At 74.5% G+C, this 23,569-nt stretch carries 20 protein-coding genes; 6 read left to right on the forward strand and 14 right to left on the reverse strand.

Going from position 1 to position 23,569, the window contains the following annotated elements:
- Positions 1-27: 27 nt before the first annotated feature.
- Together C1N71_RS11405 and C1N71_RS11410 are read right to left on the reverse strand one after the other, a co-directional pair.
- The gene (locus C1N71_RS11405; protein WP_175414197.1) at positions 28-1,686 is read right to left on the reverse strand and encodes a Y-family DNA polymerase; all 1,659 of its coding nucleotides are present in this window, start codon (positions 1,684-1,686) and stop codon (positions 28-30) included.
- A 406-nt stretch (positions 1,687-2,092) separates the two neighbouring features.
- Positions 2,093-2,713: a hypothetical protein gene (locus C1N71_RS11410; protein WP_137756517.1), complete on the reverse strand. Its 621-nt coding sequence runs from the start codon at positions 2,711-2,713 to the stop codon at positions 2,093-2,095.
- 383 nt (positions 2,714-3,096) lie between these two features.
- Between C1N71_RS11410 and C1N71_RS11415 the strand changes: the two genes are divergently transcribed.
- A complete protein-coding gene (locus tag C1N71_RS11415; protein ID WP_137756518.1) occupies positions 3,097-4,320 on the forward strand; it encodes a 4-alpha-glucanotransferase in 1,224 nt (407 codons plus the stop codon).
- 43 nt (positions 4,321-4,363) lie between these two features.
- Here the strand turns inward: C1N71_RS11415 and C1N71_RS11420 are convergent, their stop codons facing one another.
- The 3 genes from C1N71_RS11420 to argG all read right to left on the reverse strand — a co-directional run bounded on the left by C1N71_RS11420 (position 4,364) and on the right by argG (position 9,070).
- The gene (locus tag C1N71_RS11420) at positions 4,364-6,451 is read right to left on the reverse strand and encodes a hypothetical protein (protein ID WP_137756519.1); all 2,088 of its coding nucleotides are present in this window, start codon (positions 6,449-6,451) and stop codon (positions 4,364-4,366) included.
- 81 nt (positions 6,452-6,532) lie between these two features.
- Entirely contained in the window at positions 6,533-7,435 is a 903-nt protein-coding gene (locus C1N71_RS11425; protein ID WP_137756520.1) for a hypothetical protein, read from the reverse strand.
- A 207-nt stretch (positions 7,436-7,642) separates the two neighbouring features.
- Positions 7,643-9,070 carry an argininosuccinate synthase gene (gene argG / locus C1N71_RS11430; RefSeq protein WP_137756521.1) on the reverse strand — a complete coding sequence of 476 codons (1,428 nt, stop codon included), beginning with the start codon at positions 9,068-9,070 and terminating at the stop codon, positions 7,643-7,645.
- Between the two features lie 59 nt (positions 9,071-9,129).
- On the opposite strand from argG, the gene nagA reads away from it, so the two are divergent.
- Positions 9,130-10,284, forward strand: coding sequence for an N-acetylglucosamine-6-phosphate deacetylase (nagA, locus tag C1N71_RS11435; protein WP_254677988.1), 1,155 nt, complete (start codon positions 9,130-9,132; stop codon positions 10,282-10,284).
- Positions 10,285-10,330: 46 nt separating this feature from the next.
- Here the strand turns inward: nagA and nagB are convergent, their stop codons facing one another.
- From nagB to C1N71_RS11470, 7 genes are all read right to left on the reverse strand, one after another.
- Positions 10,331-11,113, reverse strand: coding sequence for a glucosamine-6-phosphate deaminase (gene nagB, locus C1N71_RS11440; RefSeq protein ID WP_137756522.1), 783 nt, complete (start codon positions 11,111-11,113; stop codon positions 10,331-10,333).
- Entirely contained in the window at positions 11,101-12,003 is a 903-nt protein-coding gene (locus C1N71_RS11445; protein ID WP_137757318.1) for an ROK family protein, read from the reverse strand. The genes nagB and C1N71_RS11445 overlap by 13 nt, the downstream gene beginning before the upstream one ends.
- On the reverse strand, positions 12,003-13,415 hold the full coding sequence (locus C1N71_RS11450; protein WP_137756523.1) for a glycoside hydrolase family 3 N-terminal domain-containing protein: 1,413 nt from the start codon (positions 13,413-13,415) through the stop codon (positions 12,003-12,005). The genes C1N71_RS11445 and C1N71_RS11450 overlap by 1 nt, the downstream gene beginning before the upstream one ends.
- Positions 13,412-14,236: a carbohydrate ABC transporter permease gene (locus C1N71_RS11455; protein ID WP_137757319.1), complete on the reverse strand. Its 825-nt coding sequence runs from the start codon at positions 14,234-14,236 to the stop codon at positions 13,412-13,414. The genes C1N71_RS11450 and C1N71_RS11455 overlap by 4 nt, the downstream gene beginning before the upstream one ends.
- Positions 14,237-14,259: 23 nt before the next feature.
- Positions 14,260-15,237, reverse strand: coding sequence for a carbohydrate ABC transporter permease (locus C1N71_RS11460; RefSeq protein ID WP_137756524.1), 978 nt, complete (start codon positions 15,235-15,237; stop codon positions 14,260-14,262).
- A gap of 103 nt (positions 15,238-15,340) precedes the next feature.
- Positions 15,341-16,609, reverse strand: a complete 1,269-nt coding sequence (locus tag C1N71_RS11465; protein WP_137756525.1) for an extracellular solute-binding protein — start codon at positions 16,607-16,609, stop codon at positions 15,341-15,343.
- A 52-nt stretch (positions 16,610-16,661) separates the two neighbouring features.
- A complete protein-coding gene (locus tag C1N71_RS11470) occupies positions 16,662-17,825 on the reverse strand; it encodes an ROK family transcriptional regulator (protein WP_137756526.1) in 1,164 nt (387 codons plus the stop codon).
- Positions 17,826-17,977: 152 nt separating this feature from the next.
- On the opposite strand from C1N71_RS11470, the gene C1N71_RS11475 reads away from it, so the two are divergent.
- Positions 17,978-18,421 (forward strand): GNAT family N-acetyltransferase, encoded by a 444-nt coding sequence (locus C1N71_RS11475; RefSeq protein WP_137756527.1) that lies wholly within the window; start codon positions 17,978-17,980, stop codon positions 18,419-18,421.
- Between the two features lie 194 nt (positions 18,422-18,615).
- On the opposite strand, the gene murQ is transcribed toward C1N71_RS11475, so the two are convergent.
- Positions 18,616-19,560, reverse strand: coding sequence for an N-acetylmuramic acid 6-phosphate etherase (murQ, locus tag C1N71_RS11480; RefSeq protein WP_137756528.1), 945 nt, complete (start codon positions 19,558-19,560; stop codon positions 18,616-18,618).
- Complete coding sequence (locus C1N71_RS11485) at positions 19,557-21,494, reverse strand: glucose PTS transporter subunit IIA (RefSeq protein ID WP_137756529.1); 1,938 nt, start codon at positions 21,492-21,494, stop codon at positions 19,557-19,559. Before C1N71_RS11485 ends, murQ begins: the two co-directional genes overlap by 4 nt.
- A gap of 140 nt (positions 21,495-21,634) precedes the next feature.
- Here C1N71_RS11485 and C1N71_RS11490 point away from each other — a divergent pair, with 140 nt between their 5' ends.
- The 3 genes from C1N71_RS11490 to C1N71_RS11500 all read left to right on the forward strand — a co-directional run bounded on the left by C1N71_RS11490 (position 21,635) and on the right by C1N71_RS11500 (position 23,560).
- Positions 21,635-22,525 (forward strand): MurR/RpiR family transcriptional regulator, encoded by an 891-nt coding sequence (locus tag C1N71_RS11490; RefSeq protein ID WP_137756530.1) that lies wholly within the window; start codon positions 21,635-21,637, stop codon positions 22,523-22,525.
- A gap of 237 nt (positions 22,526-22,762) precedes the next feature.
- Positions 22,763-23,095: an MGMT family protein gene (locus C1N71_RS11495; protein WP_254677989.1), complete on the forward strand. Its 333-nt coding sequence runs from the start codon at positions 22,763-22,765 to the stop codon at positions 23,093-23,095.
- A gap of 42 nt (positions 23,096-23,137) precedes the next feature.
- On the forward strand, positions 23,138-23,560 hold the full coding sequence (locus tag C1N71_RS11500; protein WP_137756532.1) for a hypothetical protein: 423 nt from the start codon (positions 23,138-23,140) through the stop codon (positions 23,558-23,560).
- Positions 23,561-23,569: the final 9 nt, after the last annotated feature.

Raw genomic sequence — 23,569 nt, forward strand, 5'->3', positions numbered from 1 at the left:
CGAGACGCCGCACCGCGCCGCGGCCCGTCAGTCGTACCGCCCCTCCGCGCGCCAGCCGGCCTCGTCGCCCAGCAGCACCCACGCATCCCCGGCGCCGTCGACGACCTGCAGGCGCGCGAGCGACTCGACATGAGCGCCCGCGCGCATGCGCAGCGGCCACGGCCCCGCCCATGCAGCGACGCGGCGACGGTCGCCCGCCGGCGAGCGGAACCACACGGGCTCGCGGATGCGCTCGTCGGCCACCACGGTCGCGCCGTCGGCATCGAGCAGCGTCACCGGCTGCGGCGGACGGAACACCGTCGCAGGTCGCGGCTCGGGCAGCGATCCCGGCCACGGCCCCTCGCGCGGCTCGGCGACCGCATCCCCCCACGGCGTGAGCACGCCGCGCTCGGCGAGCAGCCGCCCACCGCCGAGGCTCGCGACGACGACGCCCTCGCGCCCCAGCACGCCCTGCAACCGCTCGATGACGCCGCGCGTGCGCTCGTCGACGCCGCGCCCACCCCAGAGGCCGGGCATGTGCTCGGTGTCGCGCTCGAGCCGCTCCGGCGTGATGCGCACCTCCACGAGCGCGCTGTCGAGGCCGCTCTCCACGAGCTGCCAGCGCGCACGGTCGACGACGTCGCGCGCGCGGAAGAAGCCGGGCTTGCGCCACGTCCGCTCGCTGATGCCGCCGAGGTCGGCGCGCAGCAGGATGCGCACCTCGGCGACGACGAGGCGCCGGGAGGCGAGCTCGGCCACGTAGGCGTCGGCGCGCGCCTGCAGCGCGAACCCGAGCTCCTCCGCGCCCTCGATGCCCGGCTCGAACTCCATCGCGAGCGCGTCGGGCGGATGCTCGGACCCCGGCTCGACGCGCCGGTCGTCGAGGCCGCGGGCACGCTGCAGGTCGCGCAGCCCTTCGGCCCCGAAGCGATCGCGCACGCTCGCGTCCGGCAGCGCCGCGAGGTCGCCGAGCGTGCGCAGCCCGAGCCGCAGCAGCATGCCCGCGAGCTCGCCTCCCAGCACCGTCACCGGCACGGGCGCGAGGAAGGCGCGCGAGCCTCCGGGCTCGACGATGCACGTGGGCGTGGAAGGCAGCGCCGGGATCCGGTCGGCCGCGGCGGCCGGTGGGATGTGCTCTGGAGCGGGTCGGCGAGCGTCATGCGCGCCTGCCGCCTCGCGCGCGTGCACATCTCGCCGCGCGGGGTGCGGTGGCGCCGCCTCCGCGCCCACCGCATCCGCATCGGCCGTCGCCGCCCGCTCGGCGAGCTCGGCCGTGAACCGGTCGTCGGCGACGCCCACGCGCACGCGCAGCCCGAGCGGCGCGAGGGCGACGACGATCGCCGCGACCGCCTCCCGCTCGCCGCCGTAGAAGCGCGCCGCGCCGCGCATCGGCAGCGCGAGCGCGCCGTCGCCGAGCCCCTGCACGCCCGGCACGACCGACTCGACGGCGCGGATGACATGGGCGAACGCGAGCGCCTCCCCCACGGCGTCGGCGGACGCGAGCACGAGCGACGGCGCGCCCGCCTGCGCATCGCGCACCCGCTGCCCGACGCGCACGCCCGCCGCCCGCGCGAGGTCGTCGCACGCCACGATGCGGTGCTGATGCTCCGTCGCCACCGGCACGCCGCCGGGCAGCTCGCCCGCGGCACGCGCGACGACCACCGACCAGTCGGGCACGCGCACGACGGCGATGCGTCGGGTGCTCACGAGGTGCTCCGTCCGGGATGCGCGGCTCGGCTGGCGGGGCGCACGCCTCGCCGACGCGAGGTGCGGCTCCCGCGTTCGGGTGCGCTTGCGACCGCACCTCGATGCAGCGAGCGCACCTCGGCAGCGGCATCCGCACCCGAGCGCAGCAGGCGCACCTCGCGACGGGGACGACGCCCGCTGCCGCGGCCGGCGCCGGCGCCATGCGCCGAGGTGCGGTCGGCGCGCTCGGATGCGGAAGGAGCCGCACCCGAGCGCACCGAGCGCACCTGGGAGCCAGAGTGCGACGCGGCGCGGAGCCGCGGGGGCTGCTCGCCCGAGCGCGGCGCTGGCCGCTCGCTCCCCCGCAGCGCGCGCTCGGCGCGCTCGCGGAGCGCACCGCACCCGTGCGCCGCGCATCCACCCGCGCTCATCGCGCACCGCCCAGCTCGACGACCGCACGTCTGGGCACGCGGTCGGCCGCCGACACCTCGACCTCGAGCCGAGCGGCGCGGATGCGGCCGAGGCCGGCGTCGGCGCCCGTCCACCGCGTGCCGAGCGTGCGGATGCGGCTCGCCGGCTGCGGCCAGTCGCCGAGCACGAGGAGGCAGCCGTCGGCGCCGCGCACGCGGGCGGCGAGGCGTGCCGCCTCGGCGGGCGCGAGCCTGGGCGGCGCGGCCGCGAGCACGACGGGCAGCACCTCGGCGAAGCCCGCGACGGCGCTCGCCCATGCCTGCCCCGGAGTCGGCACGAGCACGATGCGATCGACCGGCACCCCGGCATCCGACGCCGCCTCCACGCCGACGTCGGCGAGACCGACGATGGCGCCCCATCCGCCCGCGGGCAGCGCCGCCGCGAGCATGTGCAACGCGAGCGAGCGGGAGTCGACGGCGTGCACGCCACCGATGCGCAGCGAGGGCAGCACGCGCTGCAGCGCAGCGGGCGTCGGCAGGCCGGCGACCTCGACGCTCGTCGCTTCCATGCCGCGCATCCGCGAGCGCAGCGCCTCGATCGTCGCGGCCTTGCCGCGGTCGAGGTCTGCGATCGTCATGCATCCATGATCGAACGTATGTTCGAATGCGGCAAGTCGTCGCGGCGTGTCCTCGAGCGACCTCGTGCCCCGGATGCGGCCGTCGCGTCGAGCGCGGATCGCATGCCGGAGCGCGGCGCCAGGGCGAGCTGCGAGCCGGACTCCGAGCATCGCCGACGCCGCTGACACGGACTCGGACCGCCAGCGTCTCGCACGCCCGCACCCCGACGTCGAGCGCGAGGCATCGGGTGATTGGTCACTCGCTGCCGCCCCACCGGCGTGTCGTCGACATCCGCTGACCACTCACGCGCACCGAGCGACCACTCCGCCGCACGCCCCTGCCGCGTCGGCGCATCGCCCGCAAGGCCGCACGTCGCACGCCGCGCGTCTGCCAGGCTCGAGGCGTGCTCCCCGAACGCGCCAGCGGCATCCAGCTGCACCTGACGTCCCTGCCGGACGGACGCCTCGGCGCGTCCGCACGCCGCTTCGTCGACTGGCTCGCCGACGCCGGGCAGACCGTCTGGCAGGTGCTGCCGCTCACGGTGCCGGATGCGTTCGGCTCGCCGTACGCCTCGCCGTCGGCGTTCGCGGCGAACCCCGCGCTGCTCGAGCATCCGGATGCGCCCGTGAGCCAGGACGAGGTGCGCGCGTTCGCCGAGCGGCACGCCTACTGGGCACCGTCGTGGGTGGCGCACGGCGGCGATCTCGCCGACCAGGTGCGCGTCGACCGCGAGTGGGGCGCCCTGCGCGCCTATGCGCGCGAGCGCGGCGTCATGATCCTCGGCGACGTGCCCATCTACGTCGCGCAAGGCGGCGCCGACGTGGCCGCGTGGCCGGAGTACTTCCGCGACGACGCCGTCGCGGGCGTACCGCCGGACGCCTACGCCGCGACGGGGCAGCTGTGGGGCAACCCGCTCTACGACTGGGATGCGCTCGCCGCCGACGGCTACCGCTGGTGGATCGAGCGACTGCGGCGCACCTTCGACCTCTACGACCTCGTGCGCATCGACCACTTCCGCGCGTTCAGCGACTTCTGGGCGGTGCCCGCAGGCGATGCGACAGCCGAGCGCGGCGTCTGGGAGCCCGGCCCGGGTCGTGCGATGTTCGACGCCGCGACGGCCGAGCTCGGCCCGCTGCCCGTGCTCGCCGAGGACCTCGGCGACATCGATCAGCCGGTGCTCGACCTGCGCGACGCGCTCGGCTTCCCCGGCATGGCCGTGCTGCAGTTCGCGTTCGAGGGCGATGCGACGAGCCCGCACGAGCCGGCGAACCTGACGCGCGAGCAGGTCGTCTACACCGGCACCCACGACAACGACACCGTCGTCGGCTGGTGGACGACGCTGCCACGGTCGCGGCGCCGTGCTGCGCGGCATGCGATGCGCGCGGCGGGCGCCCGGTGGTCGACGAGGCGGCGCGAGCCATCGTGGGGTCTCATCGAGGTGGCGCAGCACGCGCCGAGCAGGCTCGCGGTGGCCCAGGCGCAGGATGTGCTCGGCCTCGGCTCCGAGGCGCGCATGAACACGCCCGGCACCGCCTCGACGTGGGGCTGGCGGATGGATGCGGATGCGCTGACGAGCGCGCACGCGAGCCGGCTGCGCGCCATCTCGACGGCAGCCGGCCGCGTGTGAGGTGCCGGTGCTGCGAGACTCGCTCGCAGCACCGGCCCTCGACTCAGCGCTGCGCGAAGGCGCGGCGTCGCGCACCCATGAGCAGCAGGCCGAGCAGCAGCGCCGCGATGGCGAGCGCCAGGCCGGCGGTGCCGAGCTCGGCACCGGTCACCGGCAGCGAGGCCGAGGCCGTCGGCGTCGCAGCGGGCGCGTCGGCCTTGGGCGACGACGGCGCGGCGCCCGCGGGCGTCGCGTCGACGGGACCGCCGGTCGACGGGCCGCCGGGGCCGCCCGTCGAGGGCGTGTCCGTGCCCGGCGTGGTCGGCGTGCCCGGCGTCGTCGGCGTGCCCGGCTCCTCCGGCATCGTCGGCTCCGTGATCACCACGGTGGTCGAGCCCGTCGTGGTGGCGTCGCCGAGCACCGACACGGCGTTCCCGCCGATCGTGACGGGCGCCACGATCTCCAGGATCGAGGTTCCGCCGGAGAGCAGGCCGCCATCCGACGTCGAACCGGTCGACGACGAGGAGGCGGGGGCGACGACGGTCGTCGTCGCGTCCTGCGACCACGCGTCGCCCAGCACCGACACGGCGTTCCCGCCGATCGTCACGGGCGCCGTGATCGCGATGCCCGACGAGCCACCCGAGAGCAGCCCCTCGTCCGAGCCCCACTCCGACGAGCCGGAGCCCATCGCGTGCGACTCCGCCATCGCCGGAGCGTGCACGGTCGTCGTCGCACCCTCCGACCAGGCGTCACCCAGACCCGACACGGCGTTCCCGCCGATCGTCACCGGCGCCGCCGCAGCGATGCCCGACGAGCCACCCGAGAGCAGCCCCTCGTCCGAGCCCCACTCCGACGAGCCGGAGCCCGTCGCGTGCGACTGCGCCATCGCCGGAACGTCGACGGTCGTCGTCGCACCCTCCGACCAGGCGTCGCCCAGACCCGACACGGCGTTCCCGCCGATCGTCACCGGCGCCGCCGCAGCGATGCCCGACGAGCCACCCGAGAGCAGCCCCTCGTCCGAGCCCCACTCCGACGAGCCGGAGCCCATCGCGTGCGACTCCGCCATCGCCGGAGCGTGCACGGTCGTCGTCGCGTCCTGCGACCACGCGTCGCCCAGCACCGACACGGCGTTCCCGCCGATCGTCACCGGCGCCGCCGCAGCGATGCCCGACGAGCCACCCGAGAGCAGCCCATCGTCCGAGCCCCACTCCGACGAGCCGGAGCTCGTCGCGTGCGACTCCGCCGTCGCCGGAGCGTGCACGGTCGTCGTCGCACCCTCCGACCACGCGTCGCCCAGACCCGACACGGCGTTCCCGCCGATCGTCACCGGCGCCGCCGCAGCGATGCCCGACGAGCCACCCGAGAGCAGCCCCTCATCCGATCCCCACGCCGACGAGCCGGAGCCCATCGCGTGCGACTGCGCCATCGCAGGAGCGTCGACGGTCGTCGTCGCACCCTCCGAGTGCGCGTCCCCGAGGACCGAGACCGCGTTGCCGGAGACGGTGATCGGCGCCGAGATCACGGCACCGGACGAGCCGCCCGAGAGCAGCCCGCCATCCGAGCCCGAGCCGGCGCTCGACGACGTCGCATCGGCCGGCGCGTCGACGGTCGTCGTCGCACCCTCCGAGTGCGCGTCCCCGAGGACCGAGACCGCGTTGCCGGAGACGGTGATCGGCGCCGAGATCACGGCACCGGACGAGCCGCCCGAGAGCAGCCCGCCATCCGAGCCCGAGCCGGCGCTCGACGACGTCGCATCGGCCGGCGCGTCGACGGTCGTCGTCGCACCCTCCGAATGCGCGTCCCCGAGGACAGAGACCGCGTTGCCCGACACCGTGACCGGTACCGAGACCACGGCGGCCGACGACCCGCCCGACAGGAGCCCTCCGGAGCCCGAGTCGGCGCTGCCGCCCTGAGATGCGGTGGAGGTGGCTGCCGCGACGGACGTGTCGGCACCCGAGGTGCTGGCATCGTCGCCGCCGACCGCGTTGCCCGCGATCGTGACCGGCAGCTGGAGGTCGACGATCGAGGTGAGGTCCGAGCCGATGCCCGAACCCTCGTCGCCGACGTCGGCACTGGCGACTGCCGTGCCCGCGGCCCAGAGGCCGCCTGCGACGGCTGCGCACAGCAGCCCTCGCGTGACGTGCTTGTTCATGATGGAACCCTTCGTGATGGATGCTTCGCTCGCTCCGGTCGGAGCGGCGCCGTGCCGCGCGAGCGCGCGGTCGGGCATCCGTCAGTCAGGGCTCGTGTCGTGGTCGCCCACCACGGAGGCGGGCACGTGGTCGTCGCCGGCGGGAGCGGCGCGGACGCCGCTCGACGCGCCGATGCGCTCGTGGGTCGCGTCGCCGACGGGTCCGGCGGCGCCTGCCGAGCCGGATGCGGGCGCGGTCAGCGCTCGCTCGTCGGTCGGGAAGGGCGCACTGCGCTCGTCGTCGGCGGTCGTCGAGGCGGGCGCGCCGAACGTGGCCGCCTGCGCGGCGACGTCGTCGCTCGTGGCTGCGATCTGCGCGGCGAGCTGCGCCCCGACGCCCTCCGGCGATGCCGCCCGACTCGACGCGACGCCCGCCCAGGGGCCGGACGAGGATGCATCCACGACCATCGGGGGGACCTCGGCGCCGCTCGCGATGGGTGCGGCGACGGCGTCGTCGTCGACGACCTCGACCACAGGGTCGACGATCGCGCCGACCGGCTCGACGACGTCGCGCACGATGGGCACCGCGACCACGGCCTCCTCGAGGCTGTCGACGACGGGCGTGAGGACGGCGGCGACGGGCGGCAGCGCCGAGACGACGGGCTGCGCGAGCTGCACGACGGGTGCTGCGACCTGGGTCACGGGCACGGCCGCCGACTGCACGATCGGCGCCGCAGCGGCGACGGCCGGCCCCGCGATCGACTCGACCGGCGCGGTGACCGGTGCCACGACGGCGACGGTCTGCTGCACGACGTCGACCGTCGTGTCGCCGAGCGACTGCGAGGTGGACGAGAGGACGCCCTCGAGCGTCGAGCCGTCGTCCGCCGAGGCGTCAGGAGCGGCGAGCACGAGCCCCGCGACGACCGCACCGCCACCGACGACGAGCGAGCCGAGCAGCAGCCGCAGCGCACGGGAGCGGAGAGCCTTCGCTCTCGACGCATCCATGCGGCACCTCCCCCGGTACGCGACCAGTGGACACCTCAGACGCCTGGCGGAGACAGACCCTTGCGTCGGACGGCGCGTCGGGCGTACGCGCGCACGCGTTCGGAGTCGTCGACGTCTCGGATTGCAGATGTCCCCCGGACGGCGCGAGCGCCGTCCCCCTCGATCGGGGAGACGGCGCTCGAACGCGTGCGGGTTCCCCGCGACGAGTCAGTCGGTGCCGGCGTCGAACGCCGCGCGCTCCCCCGCCTCGTCGAGCGAGTCGAGGTCGGCGTCGGTCGCCGAGCCGCCGCTCGCGATGAGCGCAGCGCCACCCTCCTCGAGCTCGCCGATGAGGGTCGCAGTCTCACCGGTGACGAGGCCGGATGCCGCGTACTGCTCGAGGCGCTGCCGCGAGTCGGCGATGTCGAGGTTCCGCATCGTGAGCTGACCGATGCGCTCGGTCGGTCCGAACGCGGCGTCGCCGACGCGCTCCATCGACAGCTTCTCGGGGTGGTACGACAGCGAGGGGCCCGTCGTGTCGAGGATCGTGTAGTCGTCGCCGCGGCGCAGGCGCAGCGTGACGGTGCCGGTGACGGCCGACGCGACCCAGCGCACGATCGACTCGCGCAGCATGAGCGACTGCGGGTCGAGCCAACGGCCCTCGTACATGTAGCGACCCAGGCGACGGCCCTCGCCGTGGTAGGTCGCGACGGTGTCCTCGTTGTGGATGGCGTTGAGGAGGCGCTCGTAGGCGATGTGCAGCAGCGCCATGCCGGGCGCCTCGTAGATGCCGCGCGACTTCGCCTCGATGATGCGGTTCTCGATCTGGTCCGAGACGCCGATGCCGTGGCGCCCGCCGATGCGGTTCACCTCGTCGACGAGCGCGACGGCGCCCAGCTCGACGCCGTTCACCGTCACGGGGCGGCCGGCCTCGAAGCCGATCGTCACGTCCTCGGTCGCGATCTCGACGTCCTCGCGCCACGACGCGACGCCCATGATGGGCTCGACGATGAGCACGGAGGCGTCGAGCTGCTCGAGGTCCTTCGCCTCGTGCGTCGCGCCCCAGATGTTCGCGTCGGTCGAGTACGCCTTCTCGGCGGAGTCGCGGTAGCCGAAGCCGTGCTCGACGAGCCACGCCGACATCTCGGCGCGACCGCCGAGCTCCTCGACGAACTGCGCGTCGAGCCACGGCTTGTAGATGCGCAGGCCAGGGTGGGCGAGGAGACCGTAGCGGTAGAACCGCTCGATGTCGTTGCCCTTGTAGGTCGAGCCGTCGCCCCAGATGTCGACGCCGTCCTCCTTCATGGCGCGCACGAGCATCGTGCCCGTCACGGCGCGGCCGAGCGGCGTGGTGTTGAAGTACGTGCGACCGCCGGAGCGGATGTGGAAGGCGCCGCACTGCAGGGCGACGAAGCCCTCCTCGACGAGCATCTCGCGCGCGTCGACGAGCCGCGCCTGCTCGGCGCCGTACTCGAGCGCGCGGCCGGGCACGGCGTCGATGTCGGGCTCGTCGTACTGGCCGATGTTCGCGGTGTACGTGAAGGGCACGGCACCGTTGTGGCGCATCCACGCCACGGCGACGGAGGTGTCGAGCCCTCCCGAGAAGGCGATGCCGACGCGCTCGCCGACGGGCAGGGAGGAGAGGACCTTCGACATGCCTTCCAGCCTAGAGCCGCGCGGATGCCGGTCAGGACGCGCGCGCGTAGGGTCGAGGGGTGGAGCAGGTGACGGGGATCGACGTCGGCACGACGCTGCTGCGGGGTCGCATCGTGAGCGATGGCCGCGACCTCGACGACGCGTGGGCGCTCGTCGAGTCGGGCCGGATCGTCGAGGTCGGCAACGGGTCGGCGCCGACGGCGGACCGCACGATCGCGGGCGCGATCGTCGCTCCCGGCTTCGTCGACCTGCACTGCCACGGCGGCGCGGGCGTCGCGTTCGACGACGGCGAGGCGGCGATCGAGCGGGCGATGGCGTTCCATCGCGCGCACGGCACGACGCGGCAGCTCGCATCCCTCGTCACGGGATCGCTCGACGACATGACGGCGCGCGCGGGCGCGATCGCGGCGGTGGCGGCGCGCGACGATCGGCTGCTCGGCGTCCACCTCGAGGGCCCGTGCATCGCCGAGGCCCGCAAGGGCGCCCACGACGCCGCGCTGCTGCGCGATCCCGACGCCGCGTCGATCGACGCCCTCGTCGCGGCCGTCGGCGCGATGCCGGCCATGATCACCCTCGCGCCCGAGCTCGACGGGGGCATGGATGCCGTCACCGCGCTCGCGCAGCGCGGCTGGCGCGTGGCCGTCGGCCACACCGACGCCGTCGTCGAGCAGGGTGCCGCCGCGTTCGACGCGGGGGCGACGCTCGTGACGCACGCCTTCAACGGCATGCGCGGCCTCGACCATCGCGCCCCCGGCGTACTGCCCGCGGCGTTCGACGACGAGCGCGTGACGATCGAGGTCATCGCCGATGGCGTGCACGTGCATCCGCGCATGGTGCGGCTGCTGTTCGAGGCGGCGCCCGGTCGGGTGGCGCTCGTCACCGACGCGATGGCGGCCGCGGGGCAGCCCGACGGCGACTGGATGCTCGGCTCGCTCGCGGTGACGGTGACGGACGGCGTGCCGCGGCTGCGCGAGGGCGGCTCGATCGCCGGCTCGACGCTCACGATGGACCGCGCCGTGCGCGTCGCGGTCGACGCGGGCGTGCCGCTGCCTGCGGCGATCGACGCCGCGACGCGCGTGCCGGCGCGGGCGCTCGGCGTCGACGACCGCTTCGGGTCGATCGCGCCCGGCCGCGTCGCGGACGTCGTCGTGCTCGACGACCGCCTCCACGTCGCCGCGGTCCTCTCCCGCGGCACCCTCGTCCCGCAGGATTGAGGTTCTCGGCCGGATGTCGGGTCGCCGGCCGAACTCCTCCCATCCGTCAGGCGTCGGGCTGCACGACCCCGCGGTGCTCGACCGTGGAGCGGTAGTAGTCGGTGAGCGTGAGCTCGGCGGCCGCGGCCTCGTCGATCACGACGGTCGCGTGGCGGTGCAGCTGCAGCACGGATCCCGGCCACATCGACGACACGGGCCCCTCGACGATCTGGGCGATCGCGTGCGCCTTCGATGCGCCCTGCGCGACGAGCAGCGCTCGACGCGCGTCGAGGATCGTGCCGAGGCCCTGCGTGAGGCAGTGCATCGGCACCTCGTCCGGGCTGTCGAAGAAGCGCGCATTGTCCTGGCGCGTGCGCGGGGCGAGCGTCTTCACGCGCGTGCGCGAGGAGAGGGAGGAGGTGGGCTCGTTGAAGCCGATGTGTCCGTTCGCGCCGATGCCGAGCAGCTGCAGGTCGACGCCGCCCGCGGCGACGATCTGCGCCTCGTAGCCCGCGGCCGCGGCGTCGAGGTCGGCGGCGAGTCCGTCGGGCACGTGCACGCGCGACGGATCGAGGCCCAGCGGCAGGGCGACCTCGCGGGCGACGACCGCGTGGTACGACTCCGGATGGTCGTGCGCGATGCCGACGTACTCGTCGAGGGCGAACGCCGAGACGCGCGAGAGGTCGAGTCCCGCGCCGCGACGAGCGGCGAGCGCGCGGTAGGTCTCGAGCGGGCTGGATCCGGTCGCGACGCCGAGCACGGCCTCGGGCTTGCCGCTCACGAGGTCGGCGATGCGCCCCGCTGCGAACGCTCCGACCTCGACCGGTCCTGCGACGATCACGACTTCCACGCGCTGCTCCCCACGATCGCGGCCCCGACGGCGGCGGGCTGGCTGCCCGCGGGGACCATGTGCACCCTCGACGGTATCGCCACCGCGGCGACGAACGGCGACGCGAGCGCCCACTCGCCGAGGCGCTCCCGGATGCCGTCGAGGAGCGGCGCGCCGAGCTCGCGCAGGCCGCCACCGATCGCGATCGTGCCGACGTCGAGCGTGAGCACGAGGAGGCGGACGGCGTGCGCGATGCCGTCGACGACCGCCTCCCACTCGGCGGTCGCCTGCGCGGATCCCGCCCGCGCCGCCGCGAGCATCCGCGCGGCGGGCCACGGCTCGTCCCAGCGCTCGGCGAGCGCCCAGCCCGCCGCGACGGTCTCGAGGCATCCCGTCTGCCCGCATCGGCATCGACCGGTCGCACCCGGCACCGGCACGTGGCCGATCTCGCCGGCGACGCCCGTCGCGCCGCGCCAGACGGCGCCGTCGAGCAGGATGCCGGCGGCGATCCCCGTGCCGAGCCCGAGGTAGGCGAACGCGTCGGAGGCGTCGCCGAGCAGGTGGCGCGCGCCGACGACGGCGGCGTTGACGTCGTTCTCGACGAGCACGCGCACGCCGAGGCGCTCGCCGACGGCGGCGCCGACGTCGAACGCGTCGATGCCGAGGTGCACGGCGTCGCGGATGGTCGAGCGATCGTGCCCGACGACGCCCGGGATGCCGAGGCCCACGCCGTCGAGCGCGTCGACGTCGACGCCCGCGTGCCGCAGCACCGGTCGTGCGGCGGCGAGCACTGAGTCGACGACACCCTCGCCGCGCAGGGTCGGCACCCGATGCTGGCCGACGACGACGCCCCGCGCGTCGAGCAGCACCGCCGCGGTCTTCGTGCCCCCGACGTCGATCCCCAGGCGCATCACGCGCGCTCGATCCAGCGCCGCACGGCGGCGCCGACCGCGGCCGACGCGCCGAACGTCGCGACGTCAGCGACCTCGCCCGTCGACCAGCCGAGGTCGATCGCGAGCACGTCGTGCCGCGCGCGGAGCCCGTCGATCGTCGCGCGGGTCGCGTCGCCGCGCTCGAGGTCCTTGCCGACGACCACGACGGGTCCGGGCTCGAGCTCGGGCACGACCCCCGGCTCGACGACGACCGCGGCGTCGAACGGATCCCACGGCACGGCACCGGCGGCGATGTTCGCGGCGCGCTCGATGCGCACGACCGTGGTCGTGCGATCGGCGCCGCGGAAGCGCTGCAGCCACGCGCTCGCGTGCTCCGACAGCGAGAAGGTCGCGGCGATGCGGTCGAGCTCGTCGTCGTCGACGCCCGCGACCTCGTCGAGCGTCGGCGGCGGTGCGGCGGCCGCGAGCGCGCGCACGCGCGCCGCCGCCTCCGCGAGCCGCGACCGCGCGAGCCGCCCGTCGTCGACGGCGGCGAGCACGGCCTCCTCGATCGCGGCCATGCCCTCGGCCCCCGTCGCGGTGCCGAGGCACAGCAGGTCGCAGCCCGCGGCGAGCGCGCGCACGGCGGCCTCGGGGATGCCGGTCTCGCCGGAGGCGCCGGCCATGTCGAGCGCGTCCGACACGATGACGCCTGCGAAGCCGAGCTCGTCGCGCAGCAGCCCCTGGAGGATGCGCGAGGAGAGCGTCGCCGGCACGTCGTCGAACGCGGGCAGCACGATGTGGCTCGTCATGATCGTCGCGACGCCCGCCTCGATCGCCGCGCGGAACGGCGCGAGCTCTCGCGAGCGCAGCACACCCTCGGACGCGTGCACGATCGGCAGCCCCAGGTGCGAGTCGACCGCGGTGTCCCCATGCCCGGGGAAGTGCTTGGCGCTGGCCGCGACCCCCGTGGACTGCACGCCTGCGACCCATGCCGCGACGTGCCTGGCCGCGAGCGCGGCGTCGGCGCCGAACGATCGCACGCCGATGACGGGGTTGCGCGGATCCACGTTCACGTCCGCGACGGGGCCGAACGTCAGCGTGGCGCCCGCCGCCCGCACGTCGCGGCCCACGCGTGCGCCGACGTCGCGCGTCCAGCCCACGTCGTCGGCCCGTCCGAGCACCGCGGCGCCCGGGTACGGCGCGCCCGTGGCGTAGTGGATGCGCGTGACGTCGCCGCCCTCCTCGTCGATCGCGACGATCGCGTCGGCACGGACCGCCCGCACCGCGCCGGCAAGGCCGCGCAGCGTCGCCGCGTCGGGCGCGTTCTCGCCGTACAGGCAGACGGAGGCGAGCCCGTCACCGAGTCGATCCGCGACCCACGTCGGCAGCGTCGTGCCCGCGAAGCCCGGCATGAGCGTCGCCCGCACGTCGTGCAGCAGCGCGCTCATCCCTTCACCGCCCCGCTCACGAGCCCGCTCGTCATCCGCCCCTGCACGATGAGGAAGAACACGACGACGGGGATCGCCATGAGCGTCGAGCCGGCCATGATCGCCGCCCAGTTCGTCGTGCCGTTGAGCGCGAGGAACGTGCGCAGCCACACGGGCAGCGTCATGAGCTGCGGGTCGGTGTTGACGATGAGGGCGATGAGGAACTCGTTCCAGGCCTGGATGAAGGCGAAGACGCCGGTGGCGACGAGTCCGGGCGCGAGGAGCGGGAAGGTGACGCGCAGGAACGCGCCGATGCGCGAGCAGCCGTCGATCATCGCCGCCTCCTCGAGCTCGATCGGCACGCCGTCGACGAAGCCGCGCAGCGTCCAGATCGTGAAGGGCAGCACCGTCGCCGTGTACACGAGCACGAGGGCGAGGATCGTGTTCAGCAGCTGCCAGCCGTCGAGCACGCGGTAGAGCGAGACCATCATCGCCTCGAGCGGCAGCATCTGGATGACGAGGATCGCGACGATGAACGCGCGGCGGCTGCGGAAGCGGAACCGCGAGATCGCGACGGCGGCGAGGAACGCGAGGACGGCCGCGATGAGGACGGTCGCGAGCGTCGCGATCAGCGACGTGCCGAGGGCGGGCAGGAAGGGCGTGCGGCCCGGGTCGAAGAGCACCGTCTCGTAGTTGCGCAGCGTGAACGTCTCGGGCCACAGCTGCAGCTCGGGCGTGCGCACGTCGCTGTTGGGCTGGAACGAGGTCTTCACCATCCAGAAGACGGGGAAGACGGAGCAGACGAAGACGACGACCGCGACGGCGCACCACAGCACCGTCATGCCGCGGGCGGCGGCCGAGCGCCTCACGACTCGCTCCGCAGCATGCGGCGCACGAGCGCGATCGACGCGATCGAGATCGCGGCCATCGTGATGATCGCGAGCGCGCCGCCCTCGCCGAACTCCCCGCCGGCGATGGCGGTCTGGTAGATGTACACGCCGAGCGTCGACGTCTCGGCGCGGATGCCGCCGATGTCCTGCAGGGCGAAGATCTGCGTGAAGACCCGCAGGTCCCAGATGATCTGCAGGATCGTCGCGATGACGAGGATGGGCGCGATCTGCGGCAGCACGATCGCGGTGAAGCGCTGCACGGGGCCTGCGCCGTCGAGCGCCGCGGCCTCGAGCTGCTCGTCGGGCACCTGCGTGAGGCCCGCGAAGACGGTGAAGGCGACGAACGGCACGGCACCCCAGACGATGATGACGACGGCGACGCCGAGGAACGACATGGGCTCGATGAGCCAGGAGTGCCGGTCGAACTGCGCGAGGCCCAGGCCGTCGCGCAGCAGCTGGTTGACGACGCCGTACTCGGTGTCGACCATCCATCCCCACACGATCGTCGCCGTCAGCGCGGGCATGGCCCACGCGAGCAGCAGGCCGACGCTCACGAGGATGCGGAAGGGCGTCGGGAGCCGCTGCATGAGCAGCGCGACGAGGGTGCCGAGCAGCATCGTGACGGCGACGCACACGGCCGCGAAGCCTGCGGTGCGACCGAGCACCTCCCAGAAGACGGGGTCGGTGAGCACGCGCACGTAGTTGTCGACGCCCACCCACTCGGCGGGCCGTCCGAAGGCCTGCGCGCGTCCGAACTCCTGGAAGGAGAGGATCACGAGCTGCACGAGCGGCCAGCCGATGATCGCGAGCACGACGATCGTCGCGGGCGCGAGCAGCGCGTACGGCAGCGCGCCCGCGCGGCGACGCTCGCGCGTCGCGGGCCGCCTGCCCGGCGGCGGGGCGACGGCCGTCACCGCGGGGCTCGCGGCGGTGGGCACCTGGGTCTGCACCATGCGGTGAGCCTCCTAGGATCGTGTCGGCCTTCCTAGGGCCGGATGCGGTCGGCGCGGCGGGCGATGCCGCGCCGACCGCATCGTCGGGATGGGGCGGGGCGTCTCAGCCGTTGAGCACGGCCTCGATGTCGCGGTCCGCCTGCTCGGCGAGCGCCTGCACGTCGCCGCCCTGCGCGATGGACACGAACAGGTCCTGCATGATGCCGGCCGCCTCGACGTCCGCCCATCGCGGCGACGCAGGGGTGAGGCGCGCGTTCGCCGCCGCCTCGGTCGACGCCTGCGCCGACGCGTCGTCGCCGAGCGTGCTTGCGAGCGAGACGCGAGCGGGTACGAGGCCGTTCTCGCCGTAGATCGTCTGGAAGTCGTCCCCCAGGATGATCGTCAGCGCGTCGAGCGCGAGCTCGGGGTGCTCGGTGCGCGCCGAGATGGCGATGTTGGATCCGCCGGCGAACACTTGCGCGGCGCCGCCATCCATGCCGGGCATCGCGTACACGCCGAGCTGGGCCTCCATCTCGGGGCAGCCGGGCGTCTCGGCGTCGGCAGGCGCGAGGATCGACCAGCGCACCCAGTTCGGCGCGGAGACCTGCAGGCTCGTGCCGTCGCAGAACCCGACCTGCGGGTTCGTCTCGTTCGCGTCGACCGGCGCGCGCGACGCACCCTGCATGACCTCTTGCACCTGCTCGAGGCCCGCGACCGACTCCGGGCTCGACAGCTGCGCATCCCACGCGTCGCCGTCGGGCACCGCGACCTCGCCGCCGTGCTCCCAGATGAACGGGAGGCCGTTGTACCAGTCCTGCCCGGGCCACCACAGGCCGGAGGCGTCGGGGTTCGCGGCCGCGAGCGCCTCTGCGTTCGAGACGTACTCGTCGAGCGTCGTGGGCACCTCGAGGCCGGCCGCGTCGTAGGCGGCGGTGTCGTAGTAGACGACGCGGGCGCCCGAGTACAGCGGCGCGGCGTAGAAGGCGTCCTCGTACGAGCCGATCTCGACGAACCCGGGCAGCAGGTCGTCGCCGCCGAGCTCCTCGTAGTGGTCGGTCAGGTCGAGGAACGCGCCGGCGCTCGTGAACGCGGGCGTCTGGGTGTTGCCGATCTCGACGATGTCCGGGCTGTCCGAGCCCGACAGCGCGGTGGTGAGGCGGTCGACGAGGCCGTCCCACGACTGCTCCTCGATGACGAGCGTGCTGTCCGGGTGCTGCTCCTCGAACCGCTCGACGAGCAGGTCGCGTGCCGCGTCGGGCGTGTCGGTGCCGACGAGCCAGACGCGGATCTCGGCGCCCTCGTCACCGCCTCCGGCGCCGTCGCCGCCTGCGCTGCAGCCGGCCGCGGCGAGCACGCCGACCACGGCGACGCTCGCGAGTGCGATCTTCCTCATGCGTGTTCCTTTCCTAGGGCGGCCGGCGGGCTGACCCGTCGGCTCTCGAGGGTCACGCGACCCCGAGCTCTCCGGAGCGCACGAGCATCGCGGCTCCTCGCACGACGACGTCGTCGCCGTGCGCGGTCATGGCGACGACGACCTCCTGGCCGTCATCGAGGGTGCGCTCGCGCAGCGTGCGCTCGGCGGCGCGCGCGAGGGGTCCGTCGAGCAGGTCGGCGGGTCCCGACAGGACGACGCGCGGCAGGTCGAGCACGCCGACGATCGGCGCGAGCGCGATGCCGAGGCGGTGGCCGGCCTCGTCGAGGATGCGGTCGTGCTCGGATGCGTCGGCCTCGGCGAGCGCCTGACGGAGCCTCGGCTCCGCGAGCCAGGCCTCGAGGCATCCGTCCCGCCCGCAGGCGCAGCGGGGTCCGCCGTCGGTGCCGATCGTCACGTGCCCGATCTCGCCGGCCGCGGATCGCGTGCCGCGCACGGGCACGCCGCCGACGGCGAGGCCGGCGCCGACGCCGAGACCGATGCGCACGACGAGGACGTCGGCGTCCGAGCGTCCGCGCTCGGCGAGGAGGGCCGCGTTCGCGTCGTTGGCGACGTGGACGGGCACCCCGAGCTCGGCGACGAGCCGGTCGCGCAGCGCGAGCCCGTGCCAGTCGAGGTTCGGCGCCTGCAGCACGACGCCGTCGACGTCCACGACGCCGGGCGTGCCGACGCCGACGCCGACGACGCGGACGCCCGCGCGGTCGCGGAGGGTGCGGGCGAGCTCGAGCACGAGCGCGAGCGCATCCTCCCCTCGCGTGCCGCGCGTGGGCACCTCCGCCCGATCGAGCACGGTGCCGTCGACGGCGAGGAGCGCGCCGCGGAAGGCGGTGGCGTCGGAGAGGTCGAGGCCGACGATCTGGAACGCGTCGCGCGCGAGGTCGACGAGGGTCGCCGGCTTGCCGGGTCTCGGGTCCTCGCGGTGACCGAGCTCGACGAGCAGCCCCTCGGCGACGAGCTCGCCGACGAGGTCGGAGACCGTCACGCGCGTCAGCGCGGTCGCCCGGGCGAGGTCGGCGCGGGACGAGGGGCCCTCGTCGAGGAGGGTCTGCAGCACGAGCGTGCGGTTGTGCGCGCGTGCGTGCTCGGGCAGCACCTTGTGCCGTCGCTTGGCCCCGGCGGCGAACGCGTCGCGGGGCAGGGCGACGGCGGCGTCGGAGCGGACCTGGGTGGGTGCCATGTTTGTTAGTACACCTTCCATACAAACGCGCCGCAAGAGGTGTCGGATCACGATCCGGTCACGACGGCGCCACCCGACCGCGCACGGCGGGGTCGCTCGACTCATCCCGAGGTCTGATGCAGCGCACGGGTCGAGTCGGCTAGCGTGAGGGCATGCACGACCTGCGCCTCGAGGAGCTGAACGCCAAGAACGCCGTGGCAGCCAACGGCCTGACGCTCAAGCGCGGGCAGGAGGCCTTCCTCGTGCCCGCCTCGAACGAGGCCTACGTCGACCAGTCGTCGACCTGGACGCGCGTCGTCTACGCCGGCGACGAGCTCGTCGCGTACATCATGGCCAACTTCGACCCCGAGGCGAGGGCCGAGGAGTACCGCTGCAGCGTCCTGCGCATGCACGTCGCCGCGACGGCGCAGGGCCAGGGCGTCGGCACGTACGCCGTCGACCAGGTCGCCGCGGAGGGCAAGCGCCGCGGCTTCGACGCGCTCTACGCGATCTGGGAGCAGGGCGAGCTCGGCCCCGAGCCGTTCTTCACGGCCATCGGCTTCGAGGTCGTCGGCCAGACGGAGTTCGGCGACCAGATCGGCCGCCGCCCGCTGTAGCGCGCTGCGCCCCGGCGGATCCCCCGCCCGCCCGACGCCGCGCTCCGTCGCGTCTCGCAGGCGATCCCGCCCCACGAGGGAAGATCGCCCTCACGAGCCGGAATCGCCTGCGCAACGCAGAGGGCACGGTTCGGTACCGTACGCTGAGCCCGGCGCCGCCGCGGGCGCCGAACGTCGCCGCGGTCGCCGCGACGTCAGGCCGTCGCGAGCGCCGCGCGCACGTCGCCGCCCGCGGCATCGAGCAGCGCCTGCGCACCCGTCGCGTCCCGGTCGGCGAGCAGCATGACGATCGCGACCTTCGCGTGCTCGCCCGCCGCGGCGAGCGCGTCCGCCGCAGCCGCACGATCCGCACCCGTCGCCTCGGCGACGATCCGCTGCGCGCGGTCGACGAGCTTCGCGTTGGTGGGCCTCACGTCGACCATGAGGTTGCCGTAGGCCTTGCCGGTGCGCACCATGCTCGCCGTCGAGAGCATGTTGCACACGAGCTTCTGGGCCGTGCCGGCCTTGAGTCGCGTGGACCCCGTGAGCACCTCGGGGCCTGTCGCGACCTCGATCGCGACGTCCGCGGCCGCGCCGATGCGCGAGCCAGGGTTGCACGCGACGGCGACGGTCGCAGCGCCGCGCGCACGGGCCTCGGCGAGGCCGCCGAGCACGTACGGGGTCCGGCCGCTCGCCGCGAGCCCGACGACGACGTCGTCCGCGCCGACGCCGAGTCCCGCCACGTCGGCGGCGCCGAGGTCCGGATCGTCCTCCGCCCCCTCGACGGCGACGACGAACGCGTCGCGCCCGCCTGCCATGAGCCCGACGACCTCGCCGGGATCCGTGCCGAAGGTCGGCGGGCACTCCACGGCGTCGAGGAGGCCGAGCCGCCCGCTCGTGCCCGCTCCGAGGTAGACGAGCCGCCCGCCACGGCGGCGCGCCGCGGCGATGCGGTCGACCGCGTCGGCGATCTGCGGCAGCGCGGCACGGACCGCACCCGCGACCGTCGCGTCCTCGTCGTTCATGCGCTCGAGCAGCGTCGTCGTGTCGAGCGTGTCGAGGTCGAGGGTGCGCGGGTTGCGACCCTCGGTGCCGAGCGCGGCGATGGCGTGGATGTCGTCGGTCACGAGCTGCCCCTTCGGCGCGGATGCGGTGGTCATGCGTCCGCCGCCGCGGACGCGGCGACCACGACGGGTGCCTCGGCGTCGCGCTCGACGATCGCCCAGGCGCCGCCGTTCAGGACGACGACGGGCGAGACGAGCGAGGGCACGCGGTCGCGGATCGCGTCGAGGTCGACGTCGACGACGGCGTCCCCCGCCTCGACGACGTCGCCCTCCGCCCGCAGCACGGTGAAGCCCTCGCCGCCGAGCGCGACCGTGCCGAGGCCGACGTGCACGAGCACCTCGAGCCCCTCGGGCGTCGTGACGCCGAACGCGTGCCCCGTCGGGAAGAGCGCGGTGATCGTGCCGGCGACGGGGCTCGCGAAGCGGCCGCTCGTGGGGTCCACGGCGAACCCGTCGCCGAGCGTGCGCTCGCGGAAGGCGGCGTCGGGCACGTCGTCCAGCGAGAGGATGCGCCCCTCGGCCGGCGCGGCGATCGCGATGCGCGTGCCGGGCGTCGGCGACGTCGACGGCGTCGCGGCGGCGGACTCCGCGTCCGCATCCACCGCTCCCCCGTGCTCGGCGAGCAGCGCCTTGGGGAAGCCGAAGAGCATCGTGATGACGAATCCACCGACGTACCCGGCGAGCAGTCCGATCGCGTAGGCGAGGATCGCGTAGCCCTGCCCTGCATCGCTCTGCAGCAGCGGCAGCAGCGCCCAGCCCGAGGGCCCGATGGCGGTCGCGCCCCACGGCGCGACGAGCTGGTTGAACGCACCGGCGACCGCACCGCCGACGGCGCCGCCGAGGCACGCCGTGAGGAAGGGCCGCCCGAGCGGCAGCGTGACGGCGTAGATGAGCGGCTCGCCGACGCCGAGCACGCCGACGGGCAGCGCGCCCTTGATCGCCCGGCGCAGCGAGGCGTTGCGGCGCAGACGGATCCAGATCGCGATCGCCGCGCCCACCTGACCGGCGCCGGCCATCGCGAGGATCGTCAGCAGCGGCGTGAAGCCGAGCTGCTCGATGAGGGTCGCGTGGATGGGGATGAGCGCCTGATGCAGGCCGAGCATCACGAGCGGCAGGAAGAGCCCGCCGAGCACGAATCCCGCCAGGATGCCCGACACCTGCAGCAGCCACACGGCGCCGGAGCCGATGCCCGTGGCGATCGCGCCGGCGAGCGGCATGAAGGCGAAGATCGTCGCGAGGCCCGAGCCGAGCAGCGCGAGCGTCGGCGTGACGAGGATGTCGATCGCGTCCGGGATGCGGCCGCGCAGCCCGCGCTCGATCCACGAGGCCAGCACCGCGGCGAAGATGGCGCCGATGACCCCTCCCTGTCCCGGTGCGAGGGTGATCTCGCCGACGACCGGCAGGGCGTACGTGACGTCGGCGATGCCGGGGAAGACGATGATCGCGGCGACGGCGCCGCCGAGCGCGGGCGTGCCGCCGAACTCCTTCGCGGCGTTGATGCCCGCGAAGATCGCGAGGTAGGCGAAGAACGCCGAGCCGATCGCGGTGAGCGCGGGGATGAGGCCGGCGACCCACGCCGGGGCCGCGCCGACGGCATCCCAGTTCACGAGGAGGCCGCGGACCGCAGCGACGATGCCGGCACCGATGAGCGCCGGAATGAGCGGCACGAAGATGTTGGCGATCTTCCGGATGAGGTTCTTGAACGGGGTGTCGTTGCGCCGCCGCTGCGCCGCCTTGATGTCCGCACCCCGGGCCGCGAGCGCCTGGGCGTCGGAGCCGCCGGCCGAGAGCCGGGCGCGGAACGCGGTCGTGATGCGCGTCACGGCGCCGGGTCCGAGCACGATCTGGAACGTCTCGTCGTCGACGATGCCGAGCACGCCGTCGGTGCCGCGCACGGCCGACTCGTCGATGCGGGCGCGATCGACCGGCGTGACGCGCATGCGCGTCATGCACTGCTCCACGCCTGCCACGTTCTCGGCGCCACCGAGGTGCTGCAGCAACTGGGCGGCGATCTGGTCGGGTGCGGCCATGGGTGGATCCTCGCGTCGATGGGAGCGATCGTGTACATAGCGTACACGAATGCAGTAGTTCGGGTACATTGGGTACATGCGCGGTGACTGCGGAGCGGCGGCCCACGACTGTACGGTGACGAGGCACCGAGAGGACGACGATGACGACCGAGCGACGCACGCCGCGCACCGTGCTGACCGAGACGCGCGCACGCTACGAGGAGCTGCGCCCCTCCGAGCGGCGCATCGCCGACGCGCTGCTCGCCGACCCCGAGGGCTTCGCAACGCGGTCGATCGGCGAGATCGCCGCCGCCGCCAGCACCTCGACGACGACGGTCGTGCGGTTCACCCGCACCGTCGGCTTCGAGCGCTTCCGCGACCTGCGCCGCGCGCTCGCCGAGCAGAATCTCCGCGAGCGCCTCGCGGTCGCCGCGATCGACGTCACGAGCTCCGACGTCTCGCTCGGCGACGGCATGGAGGACGTCGTCGCCAGGGTCGCCGCGAACGAGTCGCTCTCGATCGCCGACACCGCCGCCGCCGTGGACGTGGATGCGCTGACGCGCGCCGTCGACGCGATCGTCCGCGCCCGCCGCGTCGACCTCTTCGGCGTCGGGGCGAGCGCGATCGTCGCCGTCGACCTGCAGCGAAAGCTCTCGCGCATCGGCCGCGTGGCGATCGAGTGGCCCGAGCCGCACGCGGCATGGACGGCGGCGGCCGTGCTCGACGAGGCGTCCGTCGCGATCGCCATCTCGCATTCGGGCACGACCGTCGAGACCGTGCGCTTCCTGCGCCTCGCGGGCGAGTCGGGCGCCACGACGGTCGCGATCACGAACGACGACGCCTCGCCGCTCGCCGCCGACGCCGACGTCGTGCTGCGGACCGCCGCCCGGGAGGCGGCGCCGCTGCGCTCGGGCGCGCTGGGCAGCCGCACGGCGCAGCTGCTGCTCGGCGACTGCCTCTACCTCGGGGTGGCGCAGCGCGACGCCGAGGCGGCGACCGACGCGCTGCGTCGCACGTACGCGGCGGTCGGCCGCACGCTGCCCGGCGCCTGATCCCTCCGCCGTCTGCGTCTCGCAGGCGATCTCGGGCGACCAGGTCGTCGCGTCTCGCAGGCGATCTCGGTGGTCGGAGGGAAGATGCCCCTCGGGCACCTTCGATCGCCTGCGAGACGCAGCCATCCACATCCGCACTGCTCGTCTCGGAGGCGATCGCGGGTCTCGAGGGAGCATCCCCCTCACGACCCGCGATCGCCTGCGGAACGCACTCCGCCAGCGTCGTATCGTGACGACGTGACCGAGGAGCCCGAGCCCGACCGCGACGCCTTCGCCGAGGCCGTCCACGAGCTCGTCGCGAGCATCCCGCCCGGACGGGTGATGGCGTACGGCGAGGTCGCCGCCGTGCTCGGATCGCGGGCCGCGCGCCGCGTCGGCCGCATCATGGCGACCGACTCCGAGGGACTGCCCTGGTGGCGCGTCGTCCGCGCGAGCGGCCTGCCGCCGGCCGGACTCCACGACCGGGCGCTGCCGCACTACGAGGCGGAGGGCACGCCCCTCGCGGACACGCCGCCGGGCGCCGATGCCCCGTTCCGCATCCAGCGACGAGCCCGATGGATGCCCGACTGACGCGCTCGGCTGGCACGCAGCCGGCGAGCGGATGATCGGCGCATGACGCAGCCTCCTCCTCCGCAGCCCCCGTCGTGGTCGCAACCCCAGCAGCAGTCGGTCGGCGCCGCGCCTCGACCGCTGCAGCCGCCGCTCGATCCGGCACCGCGCCGGCGCGCGAACGTCCTCGGCATCGCCGCCATCGCGGTCGCGGCGCTCCTGACGCTCACCGCACCCGCGCAGCAGCTCGCCGTCAACCTCGCCATCTCGCAAGGTGGCGGCGTGCCGACGATCGAGCCGCTCAGCAACGCCTTCACCGCCGTCCGCGTCGTGCTGTCGCTCATGACGATCGGACTCGCGATCGCTGGCCTCGTGGTCCGCGACAGAAGACGACTGCTCGCGGCCGCGGCGCTGGGCATCGGCGTGTCGGTGCTCGTCCAGATCCTGCTCTCCGTCGGCGTCGGATTCGTCGCGTCGAGCCTGTGACGGGAGCGG

This window comes from Agrococcus sp. SGAir0287, assembly GCF_005484985.1.
GTDB lineage: Bacteria > Actinomycetota > Actinomycetes > Actinomycetales > Microbacteriaceae > Agrococcus.